Source organism: Microbacterium phycohabitans, from assembly GCF_032464935.1.
GTDB classification, from domain to species: Bacteria; Actinomycetota; Actinomycetes; order Actinomycetales; family Microbacteriaceae; genus Microbacterium; species Microbacterium phycohabitans.
On the sequence record NZ_JAWDIT010000003.1, the window covers coordinates 148007 to 168810 of the forward strand.

At 71.6% G+C, this 20804-nt stretch carries 15 protein-coding genes; 2 read left to right on the forward strand and 13 right to left on the reverse strand.

What is annotated here, in order from left to right:
• Positions 1-23 precede the first annotated feature (23 nt).
• The 11 genes from RWH44_RS09295 to pyrR form a co-directional block, all read right to left on the reverse strand.
• Positions 24-2006 (reverse strand): primosomal protein N' family DNA-binding protein, encoded by a 1983-nt coding sequence (locus RWH44_RS09295; protein WP_316004366.1) that lies wholly within the window; start codon positions 2004-2006, stop codon positions 24-26.
• Positions 2007-2202: 196 nt separating this feature from the next.
• Positions 2203-3396: a methionine adenosyltransferase gene (metK, locus tag RWH44_RS09300; RefSeq protein ID WP_298872934.1), complete on the reverse strand. Its 1194-nt coding sequence runs from the start codon at positions 3394-3396 to the stop codon at positions 2203-2205.
• A 106-nt stretch (positions 3397-3502) separates the two neighbouring features.
• Positions 3503-3757: a DNA-directed RNA polymerase subunit omega gene (gene rpoZ, locus RWH44_RS09305; RefSeq protein WP_055837405.1), complete on the reverse strand. Its 255-nt coding sequence runs from the start codon at positions 3755-3757 to the stop codon at positions 3503-3505.
• A gap of 204 nt (positions 3758-3961) precedes the next feature.
• Positions 3962-4867: a guanylate kinase gene (gmk, locus tag RWH44_RS09310; protein WP_316004367.1), complete on the reverse strand. Its 906-nt coding sequence runs from the start codon at positions 4865-4867 to the stop codon at positions 3962-3964.
• Complete coding sequence (pyrF, locus tag RWH44_RS09315; RefSeq protein ID WP_316004368.1) at positions 4860-5720, reverse strand: orotidine-5'-phosphate decarboxylase; 861 nt, start codon at positions 5718-5720, stop codon at positions 4860-4862. Before pyrF ends, gmk begins: the two co-directional genes overlap by 8 nt.
• Positions 5717-9004 carry a carbamoyl-phosphate synthase large subunit gene (gene carB, locus RWH44_RS09320; protein ID WP_316004369.1) on the reverse strand — a complete coding sequence of 1096 codons (3288 nt, stop codon included), beginning with the start codon at positions 9002-9004 and terminating at the stop codon, positions 5717-5719. Before carB ends, pyrF begins: the two co-directional genes overlap by 4 nt.
• On the reverse strand, positions 8997-10178 hold the full coding sequence (gene carA / locus RWH44_RS09325) for a glutamine-hydrolyzing carbamoyl-phosphate synthase small subunit (protein WP_316004370.1): 1182 nt from the start codon (positions 10176-10178) through the stop codon (positions 8997-8999). Before carA ends, carB begins: the two co-directional genes overlap by 8 nt.
• On the reverse strand, positions 10175-10675 hold the full coding sequence (locus RWH44_RS09330; protein ID WP_316004371.1) for a PH-like domain-containing protein: 501 nt from the start codon (positions 10673-10675) through the stop codon (positions 10175-10177). Before RWH44_RS09330 ends, carA begins: the two co-directional genes overlap by 4 nt.
• Positions 10672-11994 (reverse strand): dihydroorotase, encoded by a 1323-nt coding sequence (locus RWH44_RS09335; RefSeq protein WP_316004372.1) that lies wholly within the window; start codon positions 11992-11994, stop codon positions 10672-10674. The genes RWH44_RS09330 and RWH44_RS09335 overlap by 4 nt, the downstream gene beginning before the upstream one ends.
• On the reverse strand, positions 11991-12959 hold the full coding sequence (locus tag RWH44_RS09340; RefSeq protein ID WP_316004373.1) for an aspartate carbamoyltransferase catalytic subunit: 969 nt from the start codon (positions 12957-12959) through the stop codon (positions 11991-11993). The genes RWH44_RS09335 and RWH44_RS09340 overlap by 4 nt, the downstream gene beginning before the upstream one ends.
• On the reverse strand, positions 12956-13486 hold the full coding sequence (pyrR, locus tag RWH44_RS09345; protein WP_316004374.1) for a bifunctional pyr operon transcriptional regulator/uracil phosphoribosyltransferase PyrR: 531 nt from the start codon (positions 13484-13486) through the stop codon (positions 12956-12958). The genes RWH44_RS09340 and pyrR overlap by 4 nt, the downstream gene beginning before the upstream one ends.
• 155 nt (positions 13487-13641) lie before the next feature.
• On the opposite strand from pyrR, the gene RWH44_RS09350 reads away from it, so the two are divergent.
• Positions 13642-15219, forward strand: coding sequence for an HNH endonuclease signature motif containing protein (locus RWH44_RS09350; RefSeq protein ID WP_316004375.1), 1578 nt, complete (start codon positions 13642-13644; stop codon positions 15217-15219).
• 303 nt (positions 15220-15522) lie between these two features.
• On the opposite strand, the gene RWH44_RS09355 is transcribed toward RWH44_RS09350, so the two are convergent.
• Positions 15523-17106 carry a Rieske 2Fe-2S domain-containing protein gene (locus RWH44_RS09355; protein ID WP_316004376.1) on the reverse strand — a complete coding sequence of 528 codons (1584 nt, stop codon included), beginning with the start codon at positions 17104-17106 and terminating at the stop codon, positions 15523-15525.
• Positions 17107-17248: 142 nt separating this feature from the next.
• Between RWH44_RS09355 and RWH44_RS09360 the strand changes: the two genes are divergently transcribed.
• Positions 17249-17644, forward strand: a complete 396-nt coding sequence (locus tag RWH44_RS09360) for a tautomerase family protein (RefSeq protein WP_316004377.1) — start codon at positions 17249-17251, stop codon at positions 17642-17644.
• 32 nt (positions 17645-17676) lie between these two features.
• Here the strand turns inward: RWH44_RS09360 and RWH44_RS09365 are convergent, their stop codons facing one another.
• Positions 17677-20721: an SNF2-related protein gene (locus RWH44_RS09365; RefSeq protein ID WP_316004378.1), complete on the reverse strand. Its 3045-nt coding sequence runs from the start codon at positions 20719-20721 to the stop codon at positions 17677-17679.
• Between the last annotated feature and the right edge of the window lie 83 nt (positions 20722-20804).

Genomic DNA, 20804 nt, shown 5'->3' on the forward strand with positions numbered 1-20804 from the left:
GGAAGGACGGGTGCGTGACCCGCTCAGAGATCGGGCTCGGGGATGTCGAGGCGGACTTTGAGCGTACTGCGCGGCTTCGGACCGCGATCCTTGCGCGGCCGGCGCGCGCGGAGGGCGTCGGCGATGACCCCGGCGCGCAGCGCGTCGGCGACGGCGCGTCCGTGGGCGTAGTCGAAGCGCACCAGTGCGCGAGCCGTCGCGGTATCGGGGTCGGTCGAGGTGTCGACCGGACCGAGGATCGCGAGCGCGTCGAGATCGGGCACCGTCTCGCGCAGGGAAGCCAGCAGCGTGTCGACGCTCCGGGCGTGTCCGTCGACGCTGGCGACGCGCACGGCCGGCGGCATCCGCAGGGGGGCGCGGTCGGCCAGCTCGGCGCGGGCGTAGGCGGGCTGCGTCCACGTCGCGAGCGCCCGCGCGACGGGACCCGCGACGCCGACGAGGTGCACGGGGGCGCCGGGGGCGGCCAGGGCGGCAGCGTTCGACCACCAGCGCAGGCAGTGCTCGCCGATGCGCAGCGCCTCGTTCTGGAGCATGCGGTCGCCGTCGAGCAGGATCACGGCCCGGTAGCCGCCGCGCGCGAGCGGCTCGGCGCCGCGCGTGGCGATGATCAGGGCCGGGGTGGCATCCACCTCGGCGACCTGGTGCGCGCCGTCGGCGATGATCACCCGCGTGTGGGGGAACGCGCGGCCCAGCTCGTCGGCGGTGCGCTCGCTGCCCGACGAGGCCATGCGCAGCTTGACCGAGCCGCAGTGCCCGCACGTCCAGGCGTGGGCGCTGCGGCCGCACCACGCGCACACCGGGGTCGCCCCGGGACGCGCGGCTCGCAGGGGACCCGCGCAGTGCTGACACCGCGCGGGGCGGCGGCAGTCGGCGCACACGAGCGACGGCGCGTAGCCCGGGCGCGCCACCTGCACGAGCACGGGACCGTGCTGCAGGGCCTCGCGGGCGGCGGCGAAGGCCGACGACGGCACGCGCGACTGACGCTGCTCGCCCTCGCGCGTCGCGCTGAGCACGACGCGCGGGCTGGGCCGCCGCGCCTGCGGCACCTCGCGCACGTAGCCCACCTCGACGAGGCGCTGCACGTCGGTCGTGCGGGTGTGGCCCGCGAACAGGAGCGCCGAGTGCTCGATCTCCTGTCGCACGAGGGCCGCGTCGCGCGCATGCACCCCCGGGGAGAGCGGTTCGGCGAGAAGGGAGTCGCCGTCGTCCCAGAGGGCGACGAGGCCCGTGTCGTGGGCGGGGGCGTACACGGCCGAGCGGCGCCCGACGACGATGCACGGGACGGGGGCGAGGGTGCGCAGGTACTGGCCGTAGCGCGCGGGGCCGGACTGGTCGGCGTCGTCACGGACGATCGCCTCGGCGGGCACGAGCTCCCCGAGCGCGGCCAGCAGCTGCGCCTGATCGCGGTAGTCGGGGACGACCAGCACGACGCTCTTTCCCCGCGCGAGGGTGCGGGTGGCGGCGGCGGCCAGCAGGTCGGCCCAGGCTCCTCTCGGCAGTTCGGCGTGCGGACGCGGCGGGGCGTCGACCGCGAGGCGTTCTCCGGCGTCGAGCGCGGCCCCGAGCCCGGGATAGGCGCCGAGCACCTCGTCGGCGCGTTCGCGCGCTGCGGGCACGACGTCGGCAGCGGTCGGTGCGGGGGCGGCGGCCCACGCCTTCTCGGCGCGCACCATGCGCTTGGGTACGGCCAGACGCAGGATGTCGCTGACGGAACCGGCCGCGCGATCGGCCACGCGCCGCGCGAGCGTGTACAGCGGCGCGGGGAGCACGGGCGTCGTCGACACCACCGCCTCGACGGAGGACAGCGGACGTTCGGTGCCGTCGTCGGCGACCACCTCGACCACGAAGGCGTCCATCATGCGCCCCGCCGACCGCAGGGGAACCTTCACCCGCACGCCCGGTGCGACCTCGGCGACGAGCGGGTGCGGGATGGCGTAGTCGAACAGACGGTCGAGCTGGGGCACGGGCGATTCGAGCTGCACGCGCGCGACGCGGCGCTCGCTCACCGCGGTCCTCCCCCGCGCACCGCCTCGAGCACCGGTCGCCCGGTGCGACGGCCCTCACGGTCGCGTCGCCGCCCGCGCCCCTCGGCGTGGCACGGCGGGAGATCGACGCGTACGCGGTCGACCGCCCCCGTGTCCGTGCGCAGCGGTGTGCTCGGAGCGCGACCGCGTCCGGTGCGCGCGACGCCCACCCGCACCGTCAGAGTCCGGCGGCCGTGCGCAGCTCGTCGACGCGGTCGGTGCGCTCCCACGTGAAGTCGGAGAGCTCGCGGCCGAAGTGCCCGTAGGTCGCCGTCTGCGCGTAGATCGGGCGCAGCAGGTCGAGCTGCTCGACGATCGCCGCCGGGCGCAGGTCGAACACGTCGCGGATGGCCTTCACGATGACGTCGTCGGCGACGTGCGCGGTGCCGAACGACTCCACGTACAGGCCGACGGGGTTGGCCTTGCCGATCGCGTAGGCGACCTGGACCTCGAGGCGATCAGCCAGCCCCGCGGCGACGGCGTTCTTGGCGACCCACCGCATCGCGTACGCGGCGGAGCGGTCGACCTTGGAGGGGTCCTTGCCGCTGAAGGCACCGCCACCGTGGCGGGACGCTCCCCCGTAGGTGTCGATGATGATCTTGCGGCCGGTCAGGCCGGCGTCGCCCTTGGGGCCGCCGATGACGAAGGGCCCGGCCGGGTTGATGTAGTACTTCACGTCGGGGAGCTCGAGGCCGGTCTCGGCGAGCACCGGGTCGATGACCGCGGCCTGCACCTCGGCGCGCAGGTCTTCCTGCGAGATGTCGGGGTGGTGCTGCGTGGAGAGCACGACCGAGTCGACGGTGCGGGGGGTGAAACCGTCGTAGCCGAGGGTGACCTGCGTCTTGCCGTCGGGGCGCAGGAACGGCAGCTCGCCGCTCTTGCGAACGGATGCCAGTCGCTCGGCGATGCGGTGGGCGGTCCACGCGGCCATCGGCATGAGCTGGGGGGTCTCGTTCGTCGCGAAGCCGAACATGATGCCCTGGTCGCCCGCACCCTGCAGGTCGCGCGGGTCGACGGAGCCGCGCTCGCGCTGCTCGAAGGCCTTGTTGACCCCGGCCGCGATGTCGGAGGACTGCGCGCCGATCGACACGCTCACGCCGCAGGATTCGCCGTCGAAGCCGGTGTCGCTGGAGGTGTAGCCGATGCGGTTCACCACGTCGCGCACGATCGCGGGGATCTCGACGTAGGCGCTCGTCGACACTTCTCCGGCCACGTGCACGAGCCCCGTGGTGACGAGGGTCTCGACCGCCACGCGACCGGTGGGGTCGTCGGTGAGGATCGCGTCGAGGATGCTGTCGGAGATCTGGTCGCAGATCTTGTCGGGGTGTCCTTCGGTGACGGACTCGGACGTGAACAGGCGCAGGTCGGTCAAGACGACTCCGGGAGGGTAGCGAGCGGGGAACGGGCACAAGTATGCCCCGGGTGGCTCCAGGCCGCCCGGGGCATCGTCACATCTGTGAACAGATCACACCTGTGGATCATTCGGCGGCGCGAAGGCGCAGCTTGTCCTCGTGGATCTCGTGCAGAGCGATCGTCAGCGGCTTGTCCTCGACGGTGGAGTCGACGAGCGGACCCACGTTGTCGAAGAGGTTGCCCTCGTGAAGGTCGGAGTAGTAGTCGTTGATCTGACGCGCACGCTTGGACGCGTAGATGACGAGCTGGTACTTCGAGTCGACCTTGTCGAGCAGAGCGTCGATGGGCGGGTCGATGATGCCCTTGTCACGTCCGGCCATGGGGAACCTCCTGGTTCGGCGGATGGGGTGGATGCGGCGCTGGAGCGCCGAAGCATCCTCTTATTCTAGCCGACGCCCGCCCGGGCTGTGCCGAGGGTCGTCGGGTGGGTCGTGCCCCCGATTCAGGGCGCGTTTCCCGCGTCGGGGCGCGGAATTCACGCCCGGACGCGAGGATGGCGCCCCGGAACCGGCTAGGAGCCCGCGTCAGTGCTGCGCCGAGGCGAGCGCGACGACCTGGGCGGCAGCGTGCGCCACCTCGTCGTTCACCACGCGGTAGTCGAACTCGTTCTGCGCCGCGAGCTCCACGCGCGCCGTGCGCAGGCGACGCGCGCGCTCCTCGGCATCCTCGGTCCCCCGCCCGACCAGGCGCTGGACGAGCTCGTCCCAGCTGGGCGGCAGGAGGAAGACGAGCGTCGCCGACGGGTCGGCCGCGCGCACCTGGCGCGCACCCTGCAGGTCGATCTCGAGCAGAGCCGTGCCGCCCTCGGCAAGCACCCGTTCGATGGGAGCGCGCGGGGTGCCGTAGCGGTTCTTGTTGTGGACGACGGCCCACTCCAGCAGTTCCCCCGCGGCGACGAGTCGGTCGAACTCCGCGTCGTCGACGAAGTAGTAGTGCTCCCCCTCGACCTCTCCCGGTCGCGGCGCGCGCGTGGTCGCCGAGACCGAGAGGTGGATCTCGGGGTAGTTCTGCTTGATGTGGGCGGCGACCGTGCCCTTGCCCACGGCGGTGGGCCCGGCGAGCACGATCAGGCGGCTGCGTCCCTCGCGCGGCCCGGGCTCGGGCCACCGGGCGTCGAGGAAGTCGCGCAGCGCGTCGCGCTGGCGGATGCCGAGACCCCCGAGGCGCTTCACCGGCGAGATGGCGAGGGAGGCGAGGATGCGGTCGCGCTTGCTCTCGCCGATCGCCGGGATCGCGGTGAGGAACTCGGTGACGCGCATCGCCCCGGCCGGAGACAGCGGGTCGGCGAGACCCCGCCGCAGCAGCTCCTGCGGGGAGATCACGCGGGTGGAGACATCGCGCTTCAGTGCGGCGCGCTCACGGCGCGCCTCGACGGCGCGGCGCGAGGCGGCGGCGCGGTCGACCTCGGGCGGACGACGGGTTTCAGCCATGCAGGGACTCCCGGTAGAGCGCGGCGCGCTCGTCGATGCGGGCGGCGAGGCGGTCGGGTCCGACCGCGAGGATGCTGCGACTCTCGTTGGCGACGACGGCGGATGCCACGTAACCGAACAAGCGGCGCAGGTCGGCGGGCGCGGCCCCCTGCGCGCCGAAACCGGGAGCGAGGATCGGCATGCCCGCGAGCGCCACGTCGCCGAGGCCGAACGCGGAGCGGTCGACGGTCGCCCCGACCACCACGCCGACCGGGCCGAGGGCTCCGGGGGCGCCGATGTTCGCCTGGTTGACGTCGTGCGCCACGCGGGCCGCGACGTGCTCGTGATCGCCCACCGCGAGGGCGTCGTCGACGATCGCGCTCTGCAGCGCGCGCGCCTCGGGGTTGCTCGTCGCGGTCAGCACGAACGCGCCCTTGCCGTGGTGCACCGCCACGGACAGCGCCTCGCGCAGCGAGTCGGCGCCGAGGTAGGGCGAAAGGGTCACGGCATCCGCCTCGAGGGGAGAACCCGGCTCGAGCCAGGCGTGCGCGTAGCCCTCCATGGTCGTGCCGATGTCGCCGCGCTTCGCGTCGGCGATCACGAGCAGACCCGCGTCCCGAGCGGCGGCCATCACGTCTTCCAGGGCCGCGAAACCGCGGGAGCCGTAGCGCTCGTAGAACGCCACCTGCGGCTTGACCACGCCGACCCGGCCGCGAGCGGCCTCGACCGTGCGCAGGCCGAACTCCCGCGCGCCCTCGGCCGTGGCATCCAGCCCCCACGCCGACAGGAGTGCGGCGTGGGGGTCGATGCCGACGCACAGGGCGCCGTGCAGGTCGAGGGCGGCGGAGAGTCGCTGACCGAACGTCTCGCTCACAGGCGTCCCGCGCGATCCACGGCGTACTCCTGGAGGCTGCGGACCTCGAAGCCGTCCTTCATCGCGCCGAGGGCGCTCACGGCGGCGCCGAGCACGGCCATCGTCGTGAACAGGGCCTTGTCGGCGGCCACGGCCGCCGCGCGGATCTCGTAGCCGTCGGCGCGGGCGGTGCCGCCCGAGGGCGTGTTCACGATCATGTCGATCTCGCCGGCGTTGATCAGGTCGACCACGTTCTGCTGGCCGGAGCCCTGCGTCTCGGAGTACTTCTCGACCACCTTCACGCGGATGCCGTTGCGGGCGAGGATCTCGGCCGTGCCCTCGGTCGCCATGAGCTCGAAGCCGAGCTCCTGGAGGCGGTGGGCGGGGAGGATCACCGCGCGCTTGTCGGCGTCGGCCACCGAGATGAACACGGTGCCGGAGGTCGGCATACCGCCGTAGGCGGCCTCCTGCGACTTCGCGAACGCGGTCGGGAAGTCGCGGTCGATGCCCATGACCTCGCCCGTGGAGCGCATCTCGGGGCCGAGCACGCTGTCGACGGTGTGCCCGTCGGCGGTGCGGAACCGCTTGAAGGGCAGCACGGCCTCCTTGACCGCGACGGGCGCGTCGAGCGGCACGCGCGAGCCGTCGCTCTCGGGCAGCAGGCCCTCGGAGATCAGCTCGGCGATGGTGCTGCCGGACATGATGCGGCTGGCGGCCTTCGCGAGCGGGATGCCGAGCGCCTTCGACACGAACGGCACGGTGCGGCTCGCGCGGGGGTTCGCCTCGATGACGTACAGCACGCCGGCCGAGATCGCGAACTGCACGTTGAGCAGTCCCCGGACGCCGACGCCCTTCGCGATCGCGAGGGTCGCCTCGCGCACGCGGTCGACCTCGGTGCGACCGAGCGACACCGGCGGCAGGGTGCACGAGGAGTCGCCGGAATGGATGCCGGCCTCCTCGAGGTGCTCCATCACGCCGCCGATGTAGAGGTCGGTGCCGTCGTACAGCGCGTCGACGTCGAGCTCGATCGCGTCGTCGAGGAAGCGGTCGACCAGCAGCGGGAGGCCCGGTCCGATGATCGCCTGGTCGGCGACGCGCACGAAGTAGTCGCGCAGGGCGTCGGTCGAGTAGACGATCTCCATGCCGCGACCGCCGAGCACGAAGCTCGGACGAACGAGCACGGGGTAGCCGATCTCCTCGGCCACCGTCACGGCGCCCTCGACGTCGATCGCGGTGCCGCTGCGCGGGGCGACGAGACCGGCCTCGTCGAGCAGGCGCGAGAACAGCTCGCGCTCCTCGGCGAGGTCGATCGCCTCGGGGCTCGTGCCGAGGATCGTGTAGCCCGCCGCCTCGATGCCCTTGGCCAGGCCCAGCGGCGTCTGACCGCCCAGCTGGCAGACGACGCCGAGGATCGTGCCCGACTGGCTCTCGGCGTGCAGCACCTCGAGCACGTCCTCGAGCGTCAGCGGCTCGAAGTACAGGCGGTCGGAGGTGTCGTAGTCGGTCGACACGGTCTCGGGGTTGCAGTTGACCATGACCGTCTCGTACCCGGCGTCCGACAGGGCGAACGAAGCGTGCACGCACGAGTAGTCGAACTCGACGCCCTGGCCGATGCGGTTGGGGCCCGATCCGATGATGACGACCTTGGTGCGCTCCGAGGGGGTCACCTCGGTCTCGGCGTCGTAGGACGAGTAGTGGTACGGCGTGAGCGCGGGGAACTCCCCCGCGCACGTGTCGACGGTCTTGTAGACCGGGCGCACGTCGAGCGCGTAGCGCGCCTCGCGCACCTCGGCCTCGGCGAGACCGCGGATCTCGGCGATCTGAACGTCGCTGAAGCCGTGCTCCTTCGCGACGCGGAGCGTGTCGGCATCCAGGTTCTCGGCCGCTCCGATGAACTCCGCGACCTCGTTGATCAGCACGATCTGGTCGATGAACCACGGGTCGATCGCCGTGGCGTCGAACGCCTGCTCGGCCGTCGCGCCCTTGCGCAGTGCCTGCTGCAGCACGACTATGCGGCCGTCGGTGGGGGTCTGGGCGATCTCGAGCAGTTCGTCGACCGAGCGCGACTCCTCGCCCCAGTGGAAGCTCGACCCGCGCTTCTCGAGCGAGCGCAGCGCCTTCTGCAGGGCCGTGGTGTAGTTGCGCCCGATCGCCATGGCCTCGCCCACCGACTTCATGGTGGTGGTGAGAGTGGTGTCGGCGGCGGGGAACTTCTCGAAGTTGAAGCGCGGCACCTTCACCACGACGTAGTCGAGCGTGGGCTCGAAGCTCGCCGGGGTCACCTTGGTGATGTCGTTGGGGATCTCGTCGAGTCGGTAGCCGATCGCGAGCTTGGCGGCGATCTTGGCGATCGGGAAGCCGGTGGCCTTCGATGCCAGCGCCGAGGAGCGCGAGACGCGCGGGTTCATCTCGATGACGATGATGCGGCCCGTCTTCGGGTCGACGGCGAACTGGATGTTGCAGCCGCCGGTGTCGACGCCGACGGCGCGGATGATGTCGATGCCGATGTCGCGCAGGCGCTGGTACTCGCGGTCGGTCAGGGTCAGCGCGGGCGCCACCGTGATCGAGTCGCCGGTGTGCACGCCGACCGGGTCGACGTTCTCGATCGAGCAGACGACGACCGTGTTGTCGGCGGTGTCGCGCATGAGCTCGAGCTCGTACTCCTTCCACCCGAGGATCGACTCCTCGAGCAGCACCTCGTTGGTGGGCGAGTCGTGCAAGCCCGCGCCGCCGATGCGGCGGAGGTCGGCCTCGTCGTACGCGAAGCCCGAGCCGAGGCCGCCCATCGTGAACGAGGGGCGGACGACGAGCGGGTAGCCGAGCTTCTCGGCACCGGCGAGCAGTTCGTCCATGGAGTGGCAGATGACGGATGCCGCGACGTCGGCGCCCGCCTCGATGACGAGCTCCTTGAAGATCTGGCGGTCCTCGCCGCGGTTGATCGCGTCGAAGTCGGCGCCGATCAGCTCGACGTCGTACTTCTCGAGGATGCCGCGCTTGTGCAGCTGGATCGCCGCGTTCAGCGCGGTCTGTCCGCCGAGGGTCGGGAGCACGGCATCCGGCTTCTCCTTGGCGATGATCGACTCGATCACTTCGGGGGTGATCGGCTCGATGTAGGTCGCGTCGGCGAAGTCGGGGTCGGTCATGATCGTCGCCGGGTTGGAGTTGACGAGGATGACGCGCACGCCCTCTTCGCGCAGCACGCGGCACGCCTGGGTGCCGGAGTAGTCGAACTCGCAGGCCTGACCGATGACGATCGGGCCGGAACCGATGACGAGGACGGAGTGGATGTCGTCGCGCTTAGGCATTCTTGGTCTCCGTGTTGATCTGGATGTTCGCGATCACCATGTCGCGGAAGCGGTCGAACAGGTAGTTGGCGTCGTGCGGACCCGCGGCGGCCTCGGGGTGGTACTGCACGCTGAACGCGGGGATGTCGAGGGCGCGCAGACCCTCCACGACGTTGTCGTTGAGGCCGATGTGGCTGACCTCGACGCGACCGAAGCCGGCCGGGCTGTCGATCACCGCGTCCAGCGGTGCGTCGACGGCGAACCCGTGGTTCTGCGAGGTGATCTCGACGCGACCCGTCGTCTTGTCGAGCACGGGCTGGTTGATGCCGCGGTGGCCGAACGGCAGCTTGTAGGTGCCGAAGCCGAGGGCGCGGCCCAGCAGCTGATTGCCGAAGCAGATGCCGAAGAACGGCAGGCCGTCGCCGAGGACGGCGCGCAGCAGCTCGACGTGCTGGTCGGATGCCGCGGGGTCGCCGGGGCCGTTGGAGTAGAACGCCGCGACCGGCTCGATCGCGCGGATCTCGTCGATCGTGGCGGACTGCGGGAACACGTGCACGTCGAAGCCGCGGGCGGCGAGGTTGTCGATCGTGGACCGCTTGACGCCCAGGTCGAGCACCGCGAGGTTGCCGATGCGCTCGGCCGTCGCGGGGGTCACCTCGACCTCGGTGACCGAGACCTCGGCCGAGAGGTTGCGGCCCGCCATGCCCGGGGCTTCGAGCACGCGGCGCAGCTGCTCCTCGGCATCCAGGTGCGCGGCCTCGCCGGAGAAGACGCCGCCGCGCATGCTGCCCGAGGAGCGGATGCGGCGGGTGACCGCGCGCGTGTCGATGCCGGAGATGCCCACGATGCCGTCGTCGACGAGCGCCTCGTCGAGCGAGCGGTCGGCGCGCCAGTTCGACACCATGCGCGAGGGGTCGCGCACGACGTAACCGGCGACCCAGATGCGCCGCGACTCGGGGTCTTCGTCGTTGACGCCGGTGTTGCCGATGTGGGGTGCGGTCTGCAGCACGATCTGGCCCGCGTACGAGGGGTCGGTGATCGTCTCCTGGTAACCGGTCATGCCGGTGGCGAAGACGACCTCGCCGAGAGTCACGCCGCGAGCGCCGTAGGCGCGGCCGGTGTAGCGGGTTCCGTCTTCGAGGACGAGGACGGCGGGTTCTCGCGTGGACAGCGAGGAGGGGATCAGGGAGGTCATGCGTCGCTTCCTGTCGAGGTGAGGGGGCGGATGGCGTCGGCCAGTGCTTTGGCCGAGGCCTCCTGAGGGCGGAGGTAGGTATCGACGACCGTGTCGTCGTCGATGCGCCAGCTGACGCGCGTGAGGCCGTCGCGCTCGACCACGCGGTCGATCGCGACGGTGGCCTGAGCGGCATCCACCAGGCGGTCGCGGGTGAGCGCGATGCGGGGCTGGCCCGGGAGGTCGAGCGCGACGCCGGCCGAGGTGACCGTGACGTCGACGCGGGAGCGGAAGCCGAGACCCTTGATCGCGAGACGCTCGAGCGGCTCGTCGTGTCGGGTCGTGGCGACGTAGAGCCCCGAGAAGACCGCCGTTTCGACGGCGTCCGCGGGCAGCTCCCCCACCGGGGCGGTGTAGCGCGCATCGCGCCGCGTTCGTCGCACCCAGGCCCACGCGAGTAGCGCGAGGAGCGCGACGGCGACGCCGATCATGATGATCAGGGCGCCCTCTCGCGTCACGAGAGGACCCCGGGCGCGTCGAGCACGGCGCCGTCGACGACGGTCGGGATGCCGGCGCGCACGGTCCAGCGCACCTCGCCGGGGAGCTCCCGGCCGAGGTACGGCGAGTTGGTGCTGCGCCCGCGCAGGTCGGCGAGTCCGAACGTGCGCGAGGGACGCGGGTCGTAGAGCGTGAAGGTCGCCGGCTGGCCTGCGGACACGGGCGTGCCGTGCCCGTCGAGGCGGCCGATGCGCGCCGGGGTCGCCGACATCACGCGGGCGACGTCGGCCCAGTCGAGCAGGCCGGTGTCGACCATGGCGTGGTGCACGACGCGCAGCGCGCTCTCGAGGCCCACCATGCCGTTCGCCGCGGCGGCCCACTCGCAGGCCTTCGCCTCGGTGGGGTGCGGGGCGTGGTCGGTGGCGACGATGTCGATCGTGCCGTCGGCCAGGCCCTCGCGCACCGCCAGGACGTCTTCTTCGCGACGCAGGGGCGGGTTGACCTTGAACCGGGCGTCGTAGTCGCGCACGAGCTCGTCGGTCAGCAGCAGGTGGTGCGGGGTGACCTCGGCGGTGACGTTCACGCCGCGCTTCTTGGCCCAGCGGATGATGTCGACCGAACCGGCGGTCGAGAGGTGGCACACGTGCAGACGCGAGCCGACGTGCTCGGCCAGCAGCACGTCGCGCGCGATGATCGATTCCTCGGCGACGGCCGGCCAGCCGGTGAGGCCCAGCTCGGCCGAGACGGCGCCCTCGTTCATCTGCGCGCCCTCGGTCAGACGCGGATCCTGGGCGTGCTGGGCGATGACACCGCCGAAGGCCTTCACGTATTCCAGCGCCCGGCGCATGATCAGCGGGTCGAAGACGCAGAAGCCGTCGTCGCTGAACACACGGACGCGTGCGCGGGAGTCGGCCATGGCGCCGAGCTCGGCGAGGCGCTCGCCCTTCTGCCCGACGGTGACGGCGCCGATCGGCTGCACGTGCACGTAGCCCGCGGCCTCGCCGAGCGCGAGCTCCTGCTCGACCACTCCCGCCGTGTCGGCGACCGGAGAGGTGTTGGGCATCGCGAAGACGGAGGTGAATCCGCCGGCGGCGGCGGCCCGGGACCCGGTGAGGATGGTCTCGGATGCCTCGTACCCGGGCTCGCGCAGGTGCACGTGCAGGTCGACCAGCCCCGGGAGGGCGATCAGGCCATCGGCATCCACGACCGTCGCGCCCTGGTGCGACAGGCCCGAGCCGGTCTCGGCGATGACGCCGTCGCGGATGAGGAGGTCGGTGGCATCCTGACCTTCGACGCGCGCGCCGCGCACCAGAAGGGTCTGGGGGGTGGCGTGGCTCATCGGAGGTCCTCTCTCTCGCTGTCGGGCCGCTCGCCCGCCAGCAGCAGGTACAGCACGGCCATCCGCACGGAGACACCGTTCGTGACCTGCTCGAGCACCGTCGAGCGCGGGGAATCGGCGGCTTCGGCGGAGATCTCCAGGCCCCGGTTCATCGGACCGGGGTGTAGAACGATGCTACCGCCCGGCAGGGCCTGCAAACGCCGCGCGTCGAGGCCGTACCGGCGGGAATACTCCCGTTCAGTCGGGAAATACGCCGCACTCATGCGCTCGAGCTGGATGCGCAGCATCATCAGTGCGTCGGGTCCGGCGGCGATCGCGCGGTCGAGGTCGTACTCCACCTCGACGGGCCAGCCGCTGACGTCCTGCGGCACGAGGGTGGGCGGGGCCACCAGCGTGACGAGCGCACCGAGGGTGTGCAGGAGCCACACGTTCGAGCGCGCGACGCGCGAGTGCAGCACGTCGCCGACGATCGTGACCCGGATGCCGGAGAGATCGCGGCCGCGGCTGTCGTCGCCGAACAGGCGCTTGCGGATCGTGAAGGCGTCGAGCAGGGCCTGAGTGGGGTGCTCGTGGGTGCCGTCGCCCGCGTTCACCACGCCGGCGCTGATCCAGCCGGAGGTCGCGAGGGTGCGCGGAGCGCCGGATGCGCCGTGGCGGATGACCACGGCATCCGCCCCCATCGCCTGCAGCGTCTGAGCCGTGTCCTGCAGGGACTCGCCCTTGCTGACGCTCGAGCCCTTCGCCGAGAAGTTGATGACGTCGGCGGAGAGGCGCTTGGCGGCGGCCTCGAACGAGATGCGCGTGCGCGTGGAGTCCTCGAAGAAGAGGTTGACCACGGTCTTGCCGCGCAGCGTCGGCAGCTTCTTGACCTCGCGGCTCTGGGTGTCGGCCATGTCCTCGGCGACGTCGAGGATCTCGAGCGCGCTCTCGCGCGAGAGGTGCTGGGTGTCGAGGAGGTGCCTCATGACTCGATCGTCACCTCCTCGATGCCGTCGATCTCGGCGAGGCGCACGTTGACGCGCTCGTCGCGGGCGCTGGGGAGGTTCTTGCCCACGAAGTCGGGGCGGATCGGCAGCTCGCGGTGGCCGCGGTCGATCAGGGTGGCCAGGCGCACGGCGGCGGGGCGGCCGATGTCCTGCAGGGCGTCGAGGGCGGCGCGGATGCTGCGCCCCGAGAACAGCACGTCGTCGATCAGCACGACGGTCTTGCCGTCGATGCCCCCGGCGGGGATCTCGGTCTTGCGCGGGGCCCGCGTGGGATTGCGGTGCAGATCGTCGCGGTACATGGTGACGTCGAGAGAGCCGACCGGGACGGCCGCTCCCCCGAACTCGCCGACGAGGGGGCCGATCCGGTTCGCGAGCGTCACGCCGCGGGTCGGGATGCCGAGGAGGACGAGTCCCTCCGGTCCCTTGTTGGACTCCAGGATCTCGTGCGAGATGCGCGTCAAAGCGCGGGCGATGTCGGCATCGTGCATGACGGTGCGCGTGATCATCCGCCGCTCCCTTCTCCGCCTCACGGGACGGGGTTAAAGGTTGCTGTGGTTCTTCGTCGAGTCTAGCGGGTGCGGGCGGGTGAACCCTGGGCGGTCGCGGGTGGTGTCGCGTTCCGGCGCTGGTGGCTCGATGACGGCGTTCGTACATTTGTTCTATGGAATCGCACACGCCGGTCGACCGCCTTCGGGCGGCGAGCGACCGCGTCGTCGCGCTGGTGACGGTCCGGGAGGTCGAGAAGCTGGACGACCGCGAGCTCCTGACGCTGGTGAGCGAGATCACCGCCGCACGCAACGCCCTCGATGTGCTGGCGGCCTGTGCGGCGCGCGTCATCGACGCGCGCTCGGCGCGCGAGCGGGGCGGGGCAGGGCTGGCGCAACGCGAGGGCCACCGGAATGCCACGGACTTGCTGCAGACGCTGACCGGGCGGAGCAGGCGAGAGGTGTCGCGGGCGGTGAAGACCGGGGATGATCTGCTGCCCTCGCTGCGTTCCTCGATCGCGCCCGGCGGTGGTGGTCCTACGACCACTCCGGGCGTCGTGCCCGAGGACGCCGGCGAGGAGTGGCTCGACCGCATGAGCGGGGCGCTTCGAGACGGGGCGCTCAGCCACGCGCAGTTCCAGGCGATTCGCGTGGGGGTGGGAGAGCCGCCCGTCGAGAGGTATCCCGAGCTCGACCCGGCCTTCCTGCCCCGCGCCTGGGTGACGGCCGTCGAACGGTTGATCGACGAAGCACCGCACGTGCCGGTCGAAGAATTGCGGGCGGCTGCGCGGATCGCGCGCGATCGCCTCGACCCCGTCGGCGTGACGCTGCGGTTCGAGGAACGCTTCGCCGCTCGGTCATATCGTTCGTGGGTCGACGAGCACGGGCAGAGGCACGGCCGGTTCGTGTTCGACGATGATGCGGCGGCGTGGGTCGACGCGATCCTGCAGGCGGCGTTGCGGCCGCGGCGGGGTCCGCGGTTCGTGGATGCGGGCGCGGGCGCGAGCGCGAGCGCGGGCGCGGACGCGATGGTGGGTGCCGTCTCCGACGAGCGGTCGGGCGAGCAGATCGCGTACGACACCCTGGTCGCCGTCCTGCGCACCGGGGCGGCGGCCGATCCGGCGCAGGCGTTCGGCGATCGGCAACCCGGGGTGCGGATCGTGGTGGAGGCGTCTGCGGTGACGACGGCCGGGAAGGGAAGCGCAGGGGGGAGCCCGGGCGGAGGGGTGCCGCGCATGGCCGACGAAGTCAGCGGCGCGGCGGCGAGCGTCGAGACGGCCGTGCGCGGCGTCGGGCACCTCGAAGACGGTGGAGATGCCCTCCCCGGCGGGGTGGTCGAGAGCTACCTGTGCGACGCGGGTGCGGTGCCGGTGACTCTCGACGATGCGGGTCGGCCACTCGATGTCGGCCGACATCAGCGCCTGTTCACGCGCGCCCAGCGGATCGCGATCGCGGTGCGCGACGGCGGGTGCGTCGGGATCGGATGCCGTGCCCCCATCTCGCAGTGCGAGATGCACCACATCGACCACTGGGCGGCGGACAGGGGGCGCACCGACATCGACGACGGGGTTCCGCTCTGCCGGAACCATCACCTCGGGCTCCACAACCGGGGCGAGAGGATCGTGCGGGAGCGGGACCCCGTGACCGGCCGGGATACCTACTGGCTGCACGCCCCACCCGACCCGCGCACCGGCGAGGCGCGGCCGCCCGTGCAGCTGCGGTCGAGATCTTCGCGCCGCTTTGACGCGGCCTGAAGCGGTCCGGGACGGATGCGGATCGCCCGGAAGGGGTGTTCGGCGAGGGGTGCGCGCAGGGGGCGTGCGTCGGGGGGAGCTTTGTGGGGTGCGCGCAAAGAGCGTGCGCCGGTGGTCGAGCCGCGACAGGCTCGGAGACGTCGTCAACGTCAGGTACGGGCCGTCAACGGCACTCCACGTACCCCCGTCGGCCCCCTGTTCGGTCCGCTCGAAGCCGACCGCATGGAGCAGCCATCCCCACTCGGCGTCCGCCACGGAAACGTCGGCGACCCACACCGCGACGTGATGGAGCCCCGGCGAGGATCAGCCCGCGGCGACCTCGGCGGCGGCGCGTTCGCCACTCGGCGTGGTGCGCACGCGCGACGAGCGGATCGGGTGACCGGTCGTCGTCAGGCAGCGACCGGTCTCCAGGTCCCACTTCCAGTCGTGCAGCGAACAGGTCAGCACGCCGTCCTCGATCTTGCCGGTCTTCGTCAGGTCGGCGCGCAGGTGCGGGCAGCGACGCTGCACGGTCCAGTCGCCGATCTCGGCATCCTCGGTCTGATCGCTCTGCTCGGCGTACCAGTTCTCGACGTACTCGATGCGGTCGCGCGAGAGGCACTTGAGGAACGTCGTGAGGAACTCGTTGAACTTGCCCGAACGCCCCACCTCGAACTGCATCGACAGGAAGATCGAGTTCGACCAGTCGATCTCGTGGTCGCGGATGTTGGTCGACACGAGGTCGGCGGGGATCGTGTACCAGTAGATGCACTCCTCCCCCGCGTATTCGCGCAGCTTGGCCTTGGGGAAGTCCACGACCATGTCGAGCTCGCCGATGCGGAACCGCACCACGCCACCGACGCCGTTGCGGATCGTGCGGGCGCGACGCAGCAGCGGCTCCCACCACTCCTTCAACGCGGCGAGCATCTCGGCGGGCGGGATGACCTCGGCACGCGTCGCCTCCTCGGCCGTGATCTCGGCCTGACGGCTGTCGCGCTGCTCGGCGAGGTAGTTCCACTTGCCGCCGAACACGCGCTCGATCTCGGCATCGGTGTACAGCGTCTGGGTGACGGTGACGTCCGCACCCTGCACCTCGACCTCGGTGCCCGGGAGGAACAGGTAGCCCTTCTGGTCGGGGCGCTGCTCCTTCATGTGCGCGAGGAACTCGCGCTGGTCGGTGAAGATCGAGTCGTTCTCCAGGCCCGTGCCGTTGTAGCGGAACAGCTCCTCGCGCAGGAACATCGGCGGGCCCGCCATGGGGAAGACGTGCTCGGCATCCACCTTCTCGATGTAGTACATGGCGCGCTTGTTCTGCGCGTCGCGCTTGAGCTGGGCGAAGTTCTGCTTGGCGTCCTGGGGCAGGTCGTAGACCATCGGCCACCAGATCGCGCCCGACACCTGGGTGAAGTAGGCGTCGGGCTTGCCGAAGTCGAACAGCTTCTCCAGGTCGAGGGGGTGCGAGTCGTTCTGGTTGAGGATGGATGCCGTGCCGTCGTCGAGTGACAGCGAAGAGTCGCCGATGGGCCCATCCGACGGGGCGCGCAGCGGCGTCACCATGAGCTTCAGGTCGCCGAACTGCAGGGGCACGCCCGCTTCGGTGCGCACGATGTTCGTGTAGCCGAGGGCGAGGAGGTCCTGCTCGAGGTCGTCGGTCGGGTACTCGGGCAGGAGAACCTTGATGTCCTTCGGCACGTAGCGCTCCAGCAGCGCCGGATCGAAGTGATCGCGATGGCGGTGCGAGATGTAGAGGAAGTCCGCCGCGCCGAACCGCTCCCAATCGAGAGCGCGATTGTCGGGGAACGGGAACCACGAGCCAAAGAAGCTCGGACCGAGGACGGGGTCGCAGATGATGCTGCCGCCGCGCGTCTCGATGAACATTCCCGCGTGGCCGAGGCCGGTGATCTTCATGCCGCTCCTGTGTCGTTGGCGAACCCGTCGAGTCTACGCGGGGCTCCGGGAAGAGGCCTGAGAGGGGCGGGGGTGTCCGCGTCAAGCCGTCCGCACCCACACTCACCGGAGGTAGCGTGCAGAGCCCCACGAAAGGACCCCCATGCCCCTGGTGATGATCGACACGATCCGCGGACGCTACGACGAGACCGAGCTGCGCACGATGCTGGACGCCGTGCAGGATGCCGTCGTCGAGGCGTTCGGAGTTCCCGCCGCCGACCGCTACCAGATCCTCACGCAGCACGAGCCCTTCGAGCTGGTGGCGTTGGACACCGGACTCGGCATCGAGCGTTCGGAGCGGCTCGTGATCGTGCGCCTGTCGTCGAAGCAGCGCACCGACGACGCCAAGGTCGCGCTGTATAGCCTGCTCGCGCAGAAGCTGCACGAGCGGATCGGACTCGCCGGGAGCGACCTCGTCGTCAGCGTCACCGAGAACGGCGACGCCGATTGGTCGTTCGGTCACGGCCGTGCTCAGTTCGTGACGGGCGAGCTGGGCTGATCGCGCAGCCGACGAGGGCGCCGCCGCGCGCGTCACGGCCCCAGCAGACCCCGGATGTCGTCGGCGTCGAGCGATGCGGCGAACGCCTCGCCGTCGTCGATCACCGCGTCGAACAGCGCGGCCTTGCGCTGTTGCAGCGCACGCACCTTCTCCTCGACCGTGCCGGCGGCGATCAGCCGATAGACGAACACGCTCTCGGTCTGCCCGATGCGGTGCGCACGGTCGATCGCCTGGTTCTCCGCCGCAGGGTTCCACCACGGGTCGAGCAGGAACACGTACTCGGCCTCCACGAGCGTCAGGCCGAATCCGCCCGCCTTCAGGCTGATGAGGAACACCGGGGCATCGCCCTCGCGGAATCCCTCGACCACCTCGCCCCGCCGCGCGGTGCTCCCGTCGAGATGCGCGTAGCTCAGGCCGGCGGCATCCAGACGCTCCGCTGCGAGATCGAGGAACGAGGTGAACTGGCTGAACACCAGCGCGCGGTGCCCCTCGGCGGCGACCTCGACCAGGCGCTCGAGGAGCACGTCGAGCTTCGCCGAGCCCAGATGCGCATCGCGCTCGTCGACCAGGCCCGGGGCCAGCGCGAGCATCCGCAGCAGCGTGAGCGACCGGAACACGATGAAGCGCTGACGATCGAGGTCGTCGAGCAGCCCGAGCACCTTCTGCCGCTCGCGCTGCAGCACCCGGTCGTAGACCTGCTGATGCGCCGGGCCCAGCGGCACCACGATCTCCTGCTCCTGCTTGGGGGGAAGATCGGCGGCCACGACGTCTTTGGTGCGCCGCAGGAGGAACGGCCGCACCCGGCGACGGAGGCGATCCAGCGTCTTCTCACGATGCGCGCTCGCCGCGGCGGCGGAGAGTGCCGTGGGCTGGTCGGTCGGCAGCTGCTCGATGGCGCGGGTGTAGTCCTCGCGGAACTGCCGGATCGAGGGGAAGAGCCCGGGCGCGGTCAGCGCCAGCAGCGCCCACAGATCGTCGAGGCCGTTCTCGATCGGCGTCCCCGTCGCGGCGAAGACGGCGTCGGTGGACAGGGCCCCGATCGCGCGGTGGATCCGCGTCGCGGGGTTCTTCACGAACTGCGCCTCGTCGAGCACGACGCCCGACCAGTGCGGGACGGCGAACTCGGCGGCATCCGCCCGGACGACGCCGTAGGAGGCCACCACCACATCGGCATCACCCGCGAGGGCGGCGACGGTGTGCTCGCGGCGCACCGCCGTGGCTTCGATCACGCGCACGCGGAGCCCCGGGGCGAAGCGCGCCGCCTCGTCGCGCCACGTGGGCAGCACCGAGGTCGGTGCGACGACCAGCCACGGGCGCCGGTCGCCGAGCGCGCGGGTGTGCGCGATCAGGGCGAGCAGTTGCAGCGTCTTGCCGAGTCCCATGTCGTCGGCCAGGATGCCGCCGAGCCGGTGCCCGTGCAGGAGCGCGAGCCACGAGAGCCCGTCGCGCTGATAGGGCCGCAGCGCCGCGAGGAAGCCCGGCGGCGTCGGCACGGCGGGTACCTCGTCGACCTCGCGCAGTGCCCGCGCGAGACCGCGCCACTCGACGGCGGCCTCGGACTGATCGGCGAGGTCTTCGAACTCGGACCACAGCGCGAGGTGCGTCCGCGGAAGGCGAGGACCGGTCTCCCACTCGTCGAGTGCCGCGGCCTCCTCGAGCAGGTCGCGCAGGCGCTGCAGCGAGGGATGCGCGAGCGAGAACCACGCCCCGTCGGACAGCTTGATGCGCGTGCGTCCCCGCGACAGCGCCGAGAACAGCGTGCCGAACGGGATCGTCCGCCCGTCGATCGTGACCACGATGCCCAGGTCGAACCAGTCGCGGTCGACGGATTCGACGGCCGTGACGCGCAGCGTCGGATCGCCGCGCAGCTCGCGGAAGGCCGGAACGGCGCCGCTCGTGCGCACCCGCACCTCGTCCACCACGTCGACGGCGGGGAGCACGCGCGTGGTGAACGCGGCCGCATCGGCGTCGTGCAGGCGCGCGCGGGCGGCGATGGGCAGATCGGATGCCGTCATCCAGGCGGTCTCGAAACGCTCGCCGATCCGGGCTTCGGCGCGCGGGTCGCGCTCGGAGCCGCTCGTTCCGGCATCCACCGCGTCGAGGGCGACCGACTCGGGGGCGACCGTGGCACCGGAGCCCTCACCGCTGGCCGCGCGGGCGGGACCAGTGCCGGGGTGCTCGCTGTCGTACGCGAAGCGGAGGGACCCCGGGTACACCCAGTCGAGGCGGTACGAGACCTCGTCGTCGGTATAGGTCACCGCGACCTCCAGCGTCGGCCGCGCGGCGGGTGGCGCGGGGACCCCGGCGCCCACCGCCAGCGGTGCCCGGCGCGCCAGACGCGGGTAGGCCTCCGTGAGGAACTCCTCCGCCTCCGCGCGCGGGATGTCGACACCGTCGGTGCCCACCAGGGCGGGCAGGGGCGCCGGCAGGGCGACGGGCGCCAGCACGATCGGCACCGGATCGCGCTCGAGCGCGAAGGCGAACAGCCCCGATGAACCGATCGCGCGCGCGTGCGCGGCCGGCACGGACTCGCCGTCGACCGAAACGCGGGCGGTCAGGCGCAGCCCTCCCCCGCCCACCGCGTCGATGGCCACGCGCGCCTCGGCGGAACCGGCCAGTCGCACGCTCTGCTGCGGGTGCATCGCGACGATCGGGATGCCGAACTCCCCCGCCGCGGCCAGATGCGACCACAGCAGCGGGGAGTCGACGGCATCGAGGGCCACCGTGTCGCCCGAGGCGGCGAACGGTCCGGTCGTGCGCAGCGCCTGAGCGAGGGCGTGCAGCTCGGCGAACCACCGGACGTGGGCCGGGTCGAAGCGTCCGGAGGACCGGCGCACGGCATCCCAGGTGGCATCCGCTCGGATCCACGTCTCGCGGGCACCGCGCACGAGGGGGCGGGCGACGAGCTGCAGGTCGTCCTGCCGCCGGGCGAGCAGGCGGGGCGTCACCGCCACGACGGCTCGCGCTTCCCAGCGCGCCGGGTCGTAGGCCTCGCGCTGGCGCAGCTCGACGCCCAGGGCGAGCGCATCGAACGACGCACGCTCCGCCCCGGGCAGCAGGTCGCGCCACGAACTCACGGAATGATCCTCTCCCCGACCCCCGACATCGCCCGGCGCGCTGCGGACCGCCGCGGTCCCCGGAAACGCCGCGACGCGACCGC